Below are 12,745 nucleotides of genomic sequence, written 5' to 3' on the forward strand. Positions count from 1 at the left end.
AAGGTTGGATTAATTAATATGAGAAAAATAATCGTAGGTTCAAGAAGAAGTAAACTTGCATTGACACAAACAAACTGGTTTATAGACCAGATGAAAGCTGCCGGTGCTCCATTTGAATTCGAAGTGAAAGAAATCGTTACAAAAGGAGATCAAATCCTAGATGTAATGCTATCGAAAGTTGGCGGTAAAGGGCTTTTCGTGAAAGAGATTGAGCAGGCATTATTTGATAAAGAAATCGATTTCGCAGTACATAGCATGAAAGACATGCCAGCTGTTCTTCCAGAAGGACTTGTTATCGGTTGTATTCCTCCGCGTGAAGATGCGCGCGATGCATTCATTTCGAATGGTCATGTGAAATTCATGGACTTACCAGTAGGTGCTAAAGTTGGAACGTCTAGTTTACGTCGTAGTTCACAATTACTGCTTCTGCGTCCCGATCTTGACATCCAATGGATTCGTGGCAATATCGATACACGTCTGAAAAAAATGGTTGACGGTGAATACGATGCGATTCTTCTTGCGGCTGCCGGCATGAAGCGAATGGGCTGGAGCGCGGATGTGACTACGGAATATATGTCCGTTGAAGATTGTATTCCAGCAGTAGGACAAGGGGCACTAGCAATTGAATGCCGTTTTGATGATAAAGAGTTACTTGCAGAACTTGCGAAATTAACGGATGAAAAAACATGGAAAGAAGTTGAAGCAGAGCGTACTTTCCTAACTGAAATGGATGGTTCGTGCCAAGTTCCGATTGCCGGATTTGCGCAATATAACGGTAGCGAAGTCGAATTGACGGGCTATATTGCTTCTCCAGACGCAACACAAGTGTTTAAAAAGACTTTCTCAAGCACGGATCCCGTTGAAGCGGGTATGGAAGTTGCAAAAATATTGCGTGCCGAAGGGGCTTCAGAAGTGATTGAGAAAGTGAAGGCGGATATGGATGCGTGATCGTCAACCGCTGTTAGCTGAAACGGTCATCTTTACAGGGACTCCGAAGTCTAAAGATGTCTTTGAATTGGTAAAGCGCTACGGAGGGACGCCTGTTTCATTGCCGCTTATCCAAGTGGCGGAGTTAGTGGAACAGACAGATGAACTTCGTTTGACCGCTTGTCCGATGTATGATTGGTTAATATTCACAAGTCAAAGTGCGGTTGCGGCGTTTGGTGCAAAACTCAATCGTCATGGTGTTTCTTCGGAATCAATTCCAGCGAAAATAGCAGCCGTAGGCACTCGAACTGCAGAAGCGCTTGAAAAAATTGGTTTTACAGTCGATTTCATCCCAACCGTGTTCAGTGCAGATACATTCGTAAAGGAATTTAATCCTGCTGAAACAGATATTCGACGTATTCTTTTTCTACGCGGATCAATTGCAGGCGTCACCATCAAAGAGGAAATTCCTTTTGAAGTGGATGAATGGACAGTTTATGCGACAGAGCGTGCAAATGATTCCATCGATTCACTAGTAGATTTATTGCAACAACAACAGCATTTGAGCGTTTTATTCGCAAGTCCTTCGGCGGTTGAAGTTTTTGCTGAAGAAGTGGCTCCGCGGACAGGTTGGAACGGCTTTACAATCGGGGCTATCGGACATGTGACGGAAAAAGCATTGCTAGAAGTTGGTGCGGTCGTTCATGTTAGACCCGATACATACACACTTATGGATCTCGTCGAGAAATTGGCGGGGCGAAAGGAAGGGTAATTTTGGATACTTTACAATTCAGACGCAACAGACGTTTGCGCACATCAACTACATTGCGTTCTATGGTGAGAGAAACTGTTCTGAGGAAAGAGGACTTCATCTATCCGATTTTTGTTATAGATGGGGAAGACATCAATAATCCAATCGCTTCTATGCCGGGTGTGTTCCAGAAATCACTCGACCATTTTACAATTGAACTCGATGAAGTTGTGTCACTTGGAATTCCATCAATTATTTTATTTGGTCTTCCGGCAACTAAGGACGAATTGGGGTCGGAAGCTTATTCTGATCAAGGGATTGTCCAAAAAGCCACTCGTTTAGCGAAAGAACGTTATCCTGAACTTGTCGTCATTGCGGATACTTGCCTGTGCCAATATACAGATCACGGACATTGCGGTGTTCTAGAAGACGGTAACGTATTAAACGACCCATCATTGGAACTGTTGACGCGTACTGCAGTAAGCCAGGCGAAGGCGGGAGCCGACATCATTGCACCGTCGAATATGATGGACGGTTTTGTAGCAGCTATTCGCCAAGGGTTAGACGCAACTGGTTTTGAGCATATCCCGATTATGTCATATGCAGTGAAATATGCATCCGCCTATTACGGACCATTCCGTGACGCTGCGGAATCCACTCCTCAATCAGGCGATCGCAAAACGTATCAAATGGATCCAGCAAACCGCATAGAAGCAATGCGTGAAGCGGAATCAGATGTTGCAGAAGGTGCTGACTTCCTAATCGTTAAACCGGCGCTTTCGTATCTCGATATTATGCGTGATGTCAAAGACAATTTTACATTGCCAGTAGTTGCATACAATGTGAGCGGCGAGTATGCAATGGTTAAAGCAGCAGCGCAAAATGGTTGGATTGATGAAAAAGCAATCGTTCTTGAAACGTTGACAAGTATGAAGCGTGCGGGTGCGGATCTCGTTATGACGTACCATGCGAAAGATGCGGCACGCTGGCTGGAGGAGAAATAATTGGGTAGAAATTATGAAAAGTCGAAACAAGCATTTGCTGAAGCGGTAAATCTTATGCCAGGAGGAGTTAACTCTCCTGTTCGTGCATTCAAATCTGTCAATATGGACCCGATTTTCATGAAGAGCGGAAAAGGCGCTATTCTTACAGACATCGATGGCAATGAATATATCGATTATGTACTATCTTGGGGTCCGCTTATTCTCGGTCATTCTGATCAAGACGTAGTTGAAGGCATTAAGCGCGTTGCAGAAACTGGAGCAAGCTTTGGTGCACCAACGTTAGCGGAAAATGAACTTGCGAAACTTGTTATTGAACGCGTTCCTTCAATTGAAATGATTCGTATGGTGTCATCCGGTACGGAAGCAACGATGAGCGCACTACGTTTGGCGCGCGGTTATACTGGTCGCAATAAGATTTTGAAATTTGAAGGCTGTTACCACGGTCACGCTGACTCACTGCTCATTAAAGCGGGTTCTGGCGTTGCGACACTTGGCCTACCAGATAGCCCAGGTGTGCCTGAATCGGTTGCGAAAAACACAATCACTGTTCCTTATAACGATTTAGAAAGCATTAAAGTCGCAATTCAAGAATTTGGTGACGACTTAGCGGCAATTATTGTTGAGCCTGTCGCGGGTAATATGGGTGTTGTCCCACCTGAACCAGGTTTCCTTGAAGGATTGCGTGAGTTGACAGAGAAAAACGGCACGCTTCTTATTTTTGATGAAGTAATGACGGGCTTCCGTGTTGGCTATAATTGCGCACAAGGTTATTACGGTGTGACGCCGGATATTACATGTCTCGGAAAAGTAATTGGCGGCGGCCTTCCAGTTGGTGCATATGGAGGGAAACGTGAAATTATGGAAAATATGGCTCCTGCAGGAACGATTTATCAGGCAGGAACTTTATCAGGTAATCCACTGGCGATGACTGCAGGTATTGAAACGTTGAAAAAACTAACGCCTGCATCTTATGAACACTTCATTAAACTTGGTGATCAGCTAGAAGCCGGTTTCCGTTCGGCGGCTGAAAAGTTTGATATCCCGCACACAGTAAACCGCGCGGGCTCGATGATCGGCTTTTTCTTCACCAACGAAAAAGTGTCGAATTACGACAAAGCGAAAACGGCTGACCTTGAATTATTTGCTGATTACTATCGCTTAATGGCTGAAGAGGGTATTTTCCTTCCGCCATCTCAGTTTGAAGGTATGTTCCTATCGACTGCGCATACAGAAGCGCATATTGAGAAGACAATTGAAGCGTTCCATACGGTATTTGCTAAACTTCGCGCGTAAAATAGCTTAGTCAATTCAAATATGAATTCGATAGTAATGTTTGTTTTAATAATAAAGACAATATCCTCCGACTAGTTTACTGGTCGGAGGATATTTACGTTCAATCTATTTAATCTTCTATTGTAACCATGCCGCGCATACAATTGTTTGTGAAGGAATAGAAGGAGGGAACAGGTATGGAGAAAAAACAGTGGTCAATGGAGGAAAGTTTCTATTTCCCAGAACATGCTGGCGTACCGACGGGTGTACAGTCAGTCACAGTGACGCCAAGGTATACTGAAGAGCGTACAGAAGACTCAGTCCGGTTGACAGGCATTTATCATATTGCGGCGAATGTCGAATTCGGTGAAGGGCTAAGGGCAGGGGAATGGGACGATTCATTTATCCTCATTGACGATGTCGAAGTGGATGGCAAGGATGGTTATTTTGAATACGCGGTACCGCTTAATATTGACTTACCTTCAGTAGCAGAGAGCCCATTGGAGATTGTAACAACGCAAGCAACAGGTAAATCAGACGGACAAGGTACTTATGGGGTTGTCTGGAATGTAGAATGTACGTACACAGAAGCGGTTGCAATAGTGGAAGAGGCTGAGGAAGTGCAAGTACAAGTAGCGGTTGCGGTTGCAGCGCCCATTGTAGCAGCAATTGACAGCACTCCGTTAGACGAGATGGACGAAGTGCTGTCGTTCATTGCGGAGCTTACGGATGGCATATCGACGACAGCCTACCGTTCAAATGATGTTTTTGTAAAGAACGAAAGCTAAACCACACAGGAAACAGAACAATAGAAAGTCGCCTGTCGTCGGTATGATCAATAATCGTATCAACTGAAAAAGGCAAATAGGGATAATGATTCCTTTAGCGTAAAATCGACATTTTCGAAGCCAGGGAGGAAGTAAATAAGGGTTATATCCTCTACGCATAACACAATCCTTTCGTTATATACTTGACGAGCAACCGATTATTCCGTTACAATTACTGCAATTGCATATGGATGCGATGATTGGGATAGTACGTGAATGGATTAGACTAAAGAGAGGGTTCGAGTGCTGAAAGGACCTGTCGATTATTTACCGAATGTAACCCATGAGCAGTTTCCGTGAAAGTGTGTTCAAAAAGAAAAACATTTTTGAGCGTAGTAGCAGAAGCCGGTTTGAAGCCGTTATCGAAGTTTGAGGTGCACAGCTCTTTTGTGTGCACGAATAAAGGTGGTACCGCGAACAGCTCCTTCGTCCTTTAAGGCGATAGGAGTTTTTTTGTACCCAAAAATAAAGGAGGAAATAACATGTCAACTGAAAACAACACGTCGATGCCGACGAAATATGATCCACAGACAATTGAAGCAGGTCGTTACGAATGGTGGCTGAAAGGGAAGTACTTTGAAGCACAACCTAAAAGCGATAAAACACCTTATACAATTGTTATTCCACCGCCGAACGTCACAGGTAAACTTCACCTAGGCCACGCATGGGATACAACGCTACAAGACATCATGACGCGTATGAAACGTATGCAAGGCTATGATGCACTATGGCTTCCAGGAATGGACCACGCGGGAATCGCGACACAGGCTCGTGTTGAAGCAAAACTTCGTGAAGAAGGAACGACACGTTATGATTTGGGCCGCGAAAAATTCGTTGAAGAAACATGGAAATGGAAAGACGAATACGCAGGTCATATCCGTGCGCAATGGGCGAAACTTGGATTGGGTCTTGATTATACACGTGAACGATTTACCCTGGATGAAGGACTTTCGAAAGCAGTACAGGAAGTTTTCGTTAAACTCTACAACAAAGGGCTTATCTACCGTGGCGAATATATTATCAACTGGGATCCGGCAACGAAAACAGCTATATCCGATATCGAAGTTATCCATAAAGACATACAGGGTGCTTTCTATCATATGCGTTACCCACTAGCAGACGGAACGGGCAGTATCGAAATTGCGACAACTCGACCTGAAACAATGCTTGGGGACACTGCGGTTGCAGTCCATCCTGAAGATGAGCGCTACAAGCATTTAATCGGCAAAACGGTTAAATTACCGATTGTCGGCCGTGAAATCCCGATTATTGCAGACGATTATGTCGACATGGAATTTGGAAGTGGTGCCGTGAAAATTACACCTGCACATGACCCGAATGACTTTGAAATCGGTAACCGTCACAATCTTCCACGTGTTCTTGTGATGAATGAAGACGGTTCAATGAATAAGCTTGCTGGTAAATACGAAGGAATGGATCGCTTCGAATGCCGTAAAGAAATCGTTAAAGACTTGCAGGAGATGGCTGTTCTATTCAACATTGAAGAACATAATCATTCTGTCGGTCACTCTGAACGCAGTGGTGCTGTCGTTGAACCGTATTTATCAACACAATGGTTCGTTAAAATGCAGCCACTTGCTAATGAAGCGATTAAATTACAAGAAGCAGAAGACAAAGTAAACTTTGTCCCGGACCGTTTCGAAAAAACGTATTTAACATGGATGGAAAATGTCCATGACTGGTGTATCTCGCGTCAACTTTGGTGGGGCCACCGCATCCCAGCTTGGTACCACAACGAAACGGGCGAAATACATGTAGGTCATGAAGCGCCTGCTGACAGTGAAAACTGGAGCCAGGACAATGACGTTCTTGATACATGGTTCTCATCTGCGCTTTGGCCGTTCTCAACAATGGGCTGGCCGGATCTCGACAATGAAGAATTTAAACGTTATTACCCAACAGATGCACTCGTAACGGGCTATGACATCATTTTCTTCTGGGTATCACGGATGATCTTCCAAGGCATCGAATTTACAGAACAGCGTCCATTTAAAGACGTCTTAATTCACGGACTCGTACGTGCAGAAGATGGTCGTAAAATGTCTAAATCACTTGGTAACGGCGTCGACCCAATGGATGTTATTGAAAAATACGGAGCGGATGCACTGCGCTACTTCTTGTCAACCGGTTCATCGCCAGGGCAGGACCTTCGCTACTCAACTGAAAAAGTTGAAGCCATCTGGAACTTTGCCAATAAAATCTGGAATGCATCCCGTTTCGCACTTATGAACATGGATGGCATGACTTACGAAGAAATAGATTTGACTGGTGAAAAATCCGTTGCAGATGCATGGATTCTGACAAGGTTGAATGAAACAATCGACCAAGTGACGAAACTTGCAGATCGTTATGAGTTCGGTGAAGTCGGCCGTGCACTTTATAACTTCATCTGGGATGATTTCTGTGACTGGTACATCGAAATGGCGAAACTGCCATTATACGGTGAAGATGAAACAGCGAAGAAAATGACACGCTCAGTACTGGCATACGTACTCGATAATACAATGCGTCTATTACACCCATTCATGCCGTTTATTACAGAAGAAATCTGGCAGAACCTACCGCATGAAGGCGAGTCAATCACAATCGCTGCATGGCCGGTTGCAGATCCTGATCTTACTGATAAAACGCGTGCAACAGATATGAAACTGCTGATGGATATCATCCGCGCAGTACGTAATATCCGTGCAGAAGTAAATACACCATTAAGCAAAAAAGTACCACTCTATATTTCAGCTAAAGACGATGCAACTGTAGCCGTGTTGGAAGCAAATCGCAGCTATATCGAACGATTCTGTAACCCTGAGACATTAACGCTAGGCAACAACATCACAGCACCAGGCAAATCGATGTCAGCTGTCGTTACAGGAGCAGAACTGTTCTTACCACTTGAAGGTCTTTTGAACATTGACGAAGAGCTCGCACGTCTGACAAAAGAACTTGCGAAATGGCAAGGCGAAGTAAAACGCGTTCAAGGCAAACTTTCCAATGAACGTTTCATGTCAAAAGCGCCTGAAGCAGTGGTTGCAGAAGAGCGAGCTAAAGAAAGTGACTATCTAGAAAAATACGCGGCAGTAGAGCGGCGTATGCAGGAATTGAAGGAAATCTGATTTTAAAACGAAAAGCCCTGATTGCAATTATGCGATTAGGGCTTTTCGTCTTGAAGATTTATCAATCAATTTTAAGAAAGCTTATTCTTAATGTAAAACATTAATTTCATCGCCACCGAAAAATCATGCGTTATATACAGCGAACGTGCACCAACAGGATCCTCAATCTCATTCAACATCCACCTGCCATCCGGCAACAACAAGAAGTCAATTCCAACATAATCGCTTTTTATTGCTCGGGAAATAGTTTTCGCATCTTTTTCCTGCCAGCTGGAAAGTATGTATTTTTCGACGGAGCCACCAAGTGTGTAGTTTGATTTGAATGTCCCATGGCCAGTGCGTTTTACGGCTCCGACAACTTCATTGCCAATCATAAATACACGTATATCTCGGGCACCGGATTCGATGAAGGGTTGGGCAATTAGTTTTCGATCGTGGAATTTGGTGAAAAACAACTTCGCGTCCGCAGCCGAAGTACAAAGAAAAACTTCATTTCCGCCATGACCATCAACCGTTTTCAACACGCAAGGATACGAATTAATTTCTTCGATAGAACGAATTCTTCGCGTAGGCACAGCTGGAACGCCGAGCAGGGTAGCAAGTTCAAATGTCCGCAATTTATCGTTTGCAATTCGGTTCACTTCTGCTCGGTTGAATACCTGGAAACCATCCAATTCAAAGGTTGCAGCACGTTCTGAGTTACGATCTCTAAAAAGAATGAAATCTGCATCTGATTTTGGTTTTTCATCTTCAACCAATAATTGCAGTTCAATACCAATTTTCTCGGATTCGATTATCAAATCATCAATAAACGCATGATTTCTAACTGATTCTGCCTTTGAATAATAAACGTAGCCCTTCAACCTAGCTTCCTCAAAATATAGGCGATCATCGCATCCGCAACATTAATGCCAGTCACATTATAAATATTACGGATGTGGGCGGCCGCATTGACCTCACAAACGAGCGGTTCTTCGTTGTCACCGAACAATAAGTCAACACCGGCAAACTCCGCTCTGACTGCGTGCGCAGCTTGTATCGCTAACGCTTTCTGTTCGTCTGTTAGTTCGATTACTGTCGCAACGCCGCCGTTTGTAATATTTGCACGGAAATCAGTTTCGGAGTGACGGTACATTGCCGCTACAATCTCCCCTCCAACAATGTTTACGCGGATATCACGCCCTCTGCTCGTTGCGATGAACTCCTGAAATACATAGTCGATACCGCGCAATTCATCCGTTTTATCATAGAACTGCTCTTCCGTTTCAATCAAATACACTTTCATACCGAATGAACCATGACCTTCTTTAATAACCATCGGTAATCCAAGACGGTTGAGTACTTGTTCATAGTAACCTGAATCTTTAATTGTGAAATTCGGATACACTTTCGGTGCAATAATTGTTTCAGGCATTGGAATGCCTTGTTTCGAAAGCACGAGATATTGTATGGCTTTATTATCGCATGTTTCAATGACATCGGGATCATTGAAAACAGGGATTCCCGCATTTTTCAGGAAATTCGCAAGAAGAATATCTTTATCTAGAAAAACAACGAAATCAGGACGAATCTCTATATTCGTTTTCAAATTCATCATTACTTCATAATTTTTCTTAAGCTCAGCGCGTACACCCGCGCGTTCTGCCGCTTCCCTCATTAACTCGGCTTGATCTTTGAATTTGTCGCTCGTTAAACTTCCATTATAAATAATCCAACAACTTTGCATGTGGAACCCTCCGGAAATGATATACTTTTGATAACTAGATTCTAACATACGGAGGGATAGTTTTGATTCCAAATATGAATGTCTATACAGAGCGATGGGGAATTGATAGTGACAATTCAATAAAACCTGGCCTAGATGCGGTGCAAGAAGCGTTGTCTAAGGTGGGGAATCCGGAAAGGAAATTACAAGTCATCCACGTTGCGGGGACAAATGGAAAGGGTTCGACAATAGCATTTATGGAGGCGATTTTAAAAGAGCATGGGTTTTCTTCGGGGGTCTTTTCATCGCCTGCAATTATCGATATACATGATCAGATACGTATTAATGGCGATGCGATAACAGGAGAGGAACTAGATAAATCATTTCGGGCGATTAAAGAGGCTGGGGTAAGTGGGCTACTGACAGATTTTGAATTACTAACTGTTGCAGCATTCCTAACATTTGGAAGGATTGGACCGGATTATGTATTACTAGAAACGGGTATGGGTGGCTTGCTGGACAGTACGAATGTGGTGGTGCCGCTCGTTGCTGTGATTACTTCGATTGCGCTCGAACATACCGCATTTCTCGGAGGAACAGTCGCGGCCGTGACGGAGCAGAAAGCAGGTATTATAAAAAATGGAATACCTGTCGTAATAGGTCCATTGCCTAAAGAAGCAGTTGAGGTCGTCCAAGCTAGTTCAAATCGACAAGGGAGTCCGCTTTTCACGTACGGTAAGCAGTTTTGGATGTTGGATGATGTGTTTAACGGAACCGAAACGTTCCAGTTGGCTGAACGAAAGATGAAAGGGCTACACCAAGGTGTAAATGCCGCGGTTGCGATTCAATCACTTCTTGTGGCGGGCATTCAGCTTGCTGAAGAGGCGGTCTCTAGGGCAGTTGCTATCACGCAACTCGCACATCGCTTCCAAGAAATATCACCAGGTGTCTTCGTTGACGGGGCACATAATCCAGCAGCTGCAAAAGTGTTAGTGGCGACAATTCGCTCGGAATTCCCGGGGGAGAAAGTGGACTTCGTTATTGGGATGCTAAAAGGGAAAGACATCGAGAAAATGCTGAATGAGCTCATCCCGGTGGCGGCATCATTTACCTTCCTGACGTTTTCGCATCCTCAAGCGGCAACTGGTGGGGAGTTAATGGAATATTGCCACCATGAAGAAAAAAAGGTGACAATGGCTGAAAGTAATACTATAATACTATCTACAGATAGAAATAAAAAGAAAATAGTAACAGGTTCACTATACCTACTGAACAGTCTAATGGACTATGACACAAATTAATTGCTCAAAAACTTTTTTTGGGTAATAGTGACAAATGTATTTTGGTCTGATAAACTTTTGAAGACTTCTACCTTTTCTGACTTATTTAATTGGGAGTGGATAATGTAATGAAGGTTGCAAATAGGTCCACTATTCGTTATTTTATTTTGTGGTTATTGACCGTTCCAACTGGATTGATTTATGTTTTTTTAAATTATCCTCCAGTGCAAGTAAACTGGATGTACGTGGCGGTTTTTATGGTATTCGGATTCCTTACAACCTATTTTCCGATATTAAGGAATGATATACCGATATTCCTAGTACTCTGGGTGACTGTGCCCGCTTTTTTAATGTACGGACTCTTTATCGAAATAATCGTCATGCAAATTTCAATCCTTGCAATCCTATTAGCATTACCGAGTAAGTTACCATTGTTACAACGTTTTTTCATTAACTCGACGCTTTTTATTTTTTTATCGATTATTGCTGCAATCATTTTTGAGATGGTGGGTGGGGAAATCGGCTCAATTGAATTTTGGCCAGTTATTATTGCGGTATTCTGCTATCAATTCATTCATACAGCATTCAACGACGTGGTGCTGAAGTTATATGCGGTTTACCAAAAGGTTGAGTCCCCTTTCTTTTCAAAAGACCTATTGTCCGACTATGCGATGATCATTGCTGTTCTTCCCTTATCACTTACGTTCTATTATTTATTGCAACTTGTCGGGACAGGTTCCTTTTTCTTAATAGGAATTCCTTTTTTCTTTATTTCATTAATTGTCCGCCTTTATAATAATTCGGAAAAAATTAATACTGACTTGCAGCAAGCAGGGGATATTGGTAACGGCCTTTCGGAATTATTAACGGAAAAGGCTGTAATTGACCAATTCGTCATGGAAGTGTCGGACATGTTTGATGCAGAGTATACGTATCTTTTTGACCATCAGGATGGTTGGCTAGAGCTCCTCCGTTCCTATGAACATGATAAATTCATTGATATCGATTTTGCCCTTTTATCTGCGGGACAAGGAATTGCGGGATCAGTTCTTGAACAAAACAAGCCAATCATCTATTCGGAAAGGAAAGAGTGGGAATCGATTTCAAAAGATTATTCGCCTAATGGAATGCAAAGTATACTTTGTGTCCCAATTTCACGGAACCAGAAAATCGAGGCAGTTTTGTTTTTGGCCTCAGAAAAGAAGGCATTCTTTGATGGCTATCAATTGAAAATCTTAGACTTACTATGTTCCTATTTCACTGTTTCGGTGGAAAAAGCACGCTATATGCAAGAAGCAGTTACAAAAAATGAGCGTTGTGCGTTAACTGGACTTTATAACTATAGGTATCTGGAGGAACGGTTAACGTATGAGATGGACAGGCTTAAAAACAACGCAATAAAAAATCTTTCAGTCGTTATGCTTGATATTGATCATTTTAAACAAGTGAATGATACGTATGGGCATCAAAGTGGGAACGATATTTTAGGTATGCTTGCAAAGAGACTTGAAGCTGAACTCCCTATTGGTGGGACAGTTGGCCGCTATGGAGGAGAGGAATTCGTTTACATTTTGCCTGGTATTGCAAAAAAGGAAGCTGTGGAATTCGCTGAAAGTCTACGCGCTGAAATTGGTGAACATGATTTTACGATCGTTCCAGATCTAGTTGAGGATAAGCATCCGCTAGTCGTCCGTATTACATCGAGTATCGGTGTTTCATCGGCTCCAATTGATACGGATGAAGTGCTGACGCTTTTGCGCAATGCGGATCGTGCACTTTATTTAGGAGCCAAACAGGCAGGGCGAAATAGAGTTGCTGAATATGTGAAATGAATTAATGAAAGGTAGT

The 12,745-nt window shown here is 43.1% G+C and carries 10 protein-coding genes and 1 other annotated feature; of the genes, 8 read left to right on the forward strand and 2 right to left on the reverse strand.

Features of this window, described 5'->3' with window-relative positions; genetic code table 11:
• Positions 1-18: 18 nt before the first annotated feature.
• The 6 genes from hemC to H7992_RS09990 all read left to right on the forward strand — a co-directional run bounded on the left by hemC (position 19) and on the right by H7992_RS09990 (position 7,912).
• Complete coding sequence (gene hemC, locus H7992_RS09965; protein WP_067208071.1) at positions 19-948, forward strand: hydroxymethylbilane synthase; 930 nt, start codon at positions 19-21, stop codon at positions 946-948.
• Positions 941-1,699, forward strand: coding sequence for a uroporphyrinogen-III synthase (locus H7992_RS09970; RefSeq protein WP_067208073.1), 759 nt, complete (start codon positions 941-943; stop codon positions 1,697-1,699). The genes hemC and H7992_RS09970 overlap by 8 nt, the downstream gene beginning before the upstream one ends.
• A gap of 2 nt (positions 1,700-1,701) precedes the next feature.
• Positions 1,702-2,682 (forward strand): porphobilinogen synthase, encoded by a 981-nt coding sequence (gene hemB / locus H7992_RS09975; RefSeq protein WP_082786533.1) that lies wholly within the window; start codon positions 1,702-1,704, stop codon positions 2,680-2,682.
• 54 nt (positions 2,683-2,736) lie between these two features.
• Positions 2,737-3,975 (forward strand): glutamate-1-semialdehyde 2,1-aminomutase, encoded by a 1,239-nt coding sequence (gene hemL / locus H7992_RS09980; RefSeq protein WP_067213908.1) that lies wholly within the window; start codon positions 2,737-2,739, stop codon positions 3,973-3,975.
• A gap of 176 nt (positions 3,976-4,151) precedes the next feature.
• On the forward strand, positions 4,152-4,742 hold the full coding sequence (locus H7992_RS09985; RefSeq protein WP_187047446.1) for a hypothetical protein: 591 nt from the start codon (positions 4,152-4,154) through the stop codon (positions 4,740-4,742).
• A gap of 226 nt (positions 4,743-4,968) precedes the next feature.
• Positions 4,969-5,218, forward strand: a binding site (T-box leader).
• A 45-nt stretch (positions 5,219-5,263) separates the two neighbouring features.
• Complete coding sequence (locus H7992_RS09990; RefSeq protein WP_187047447.1) at positions 5,264-7,912, forward strand: valine--tRNA ligase; 2,649 nt, start codon at positions 5,264-5,266, stop codon at positions 7,910-7,912.
• Positions 7,913-7,983: 71 nt separating this feature from the next.
• Here the strand turns inward: H7992_RS09990 and H7992_RS09995 are convergent, their stop codons facing one another.
• Positions 7,984-8,775, reverse strand: a complete 792-nt coding sequence (locus H7992_RS09995; RefSeq protein WP_187047448.1) for an ATP-grasp domain-containing protein — start codon at positions 8,773-8,775, stop codon at positions 7,984-7,986.
• Positions 8,772-9,638 carry an ATP-grasp domain-containing protein gene (locus H7992_RS10000; RefSeq protein WP_187047449.1) on the reverse strand — a complete coding sequence of 289 codons (867 nt, stop codon included), beginning with the start codon at positions 9,636-9,638 and terminating at the stop codon, positions 8,772-8,774. Before H7992_RS10000 ends, H7992_RS09995 begins: the two co-directional genes overlap by 4 nt.
• A gap of 62 nt (positions 9,639-9,700) precedes the next feature.
• Between H7992_RS10000 and H7992_RS10005 the strand changes: the two genes are divergently transcribed.
• The gene (locus H7992_RS10005) at positions 9,701-10,918 is read left to right on the forward strand and encodes a bifunctional folylpolyglutamate synthase/dihydrofolate synthase (RefSeq protein WP_187047450.1); all 1,218 of its coding nucleotides are present in this window, start codon (positions 9,701-9,703) and stop codon (positions 10,916-10,918) included.
• Between the two features lie 107 nt (positions 10,919-11,025).
• Complete coding sequence (locus H7992_RS10010; protein ID WP_187047451.1) at positions 11,026-12,729, forward strand: sensor domain-containing diguanylate cyclase; 1,704 nt, start codon at positions 11,026-11,028, stop codon at positions 12,727-12,729.
• The last annotated feature ends 16 nt before the right edge of the window (positions 12,730-12,745 follow it).

This window comes from Sporosarcina sp. resist, from assembly GCF_014302295.1.
Classification (GTDB): domain Bacteria; phylum Bacillota; class Bacilli; order Bacillales_A; family Planococcaceae; genus Sporosarcina; species Sporosarcina psychrophila.

Bases quoted from the DNA above. Each gene is read 5' to 3' on its own strand.
- hemC (WP_067208071.1), top strand. From the start codon at position 19: ATGAGAAAAATAATCGTAGGTTCAAGAAGAAGTAAACTTGCATTGACA.
- H7992_RS09970 (WP_067208073.1), top strand. From the start codon at position 941: ATGCGTGATCGTCAACCGCTGTTAGCTGAAACGGTCATCTTTACAGGG.
- hemL (WP_067213908.1), top strand. From the start codon at position 2,737: ATGCCAGGAGGAGTTAACTCTCCTGTTCGTGCATTCAAATCTGTCAAT.
- H7992_RS09985 (WP_187047446.1), top strand. From the start codon at position 4,152: ATGGAGAAAAAACAGTGGTCAATGGAGGAAAGTTTCTATTTCCCAGAA.
- H7992_RS09990 (WP_187047447.1), top strand. From the start codon at position 5,264: ATGTCAACTGAAAACAACACGTCGATGCCGACGAAATATGATCCACAG.
- H7992_RS10000 (WP_187047449.1), bottom strand. From the start codon at position 9,638: ATGCAAAGTTGTTGGATTATTTATAATGGAAGTTTAACGAGCGACAAA.
- H7992_RS10010 (WP_187047451.1), top strand. From the start codon at position 11,026: ATGAAGGTTGCAAATAGGTCCACTATTCGTTATTTTATTTTGTGGTTA.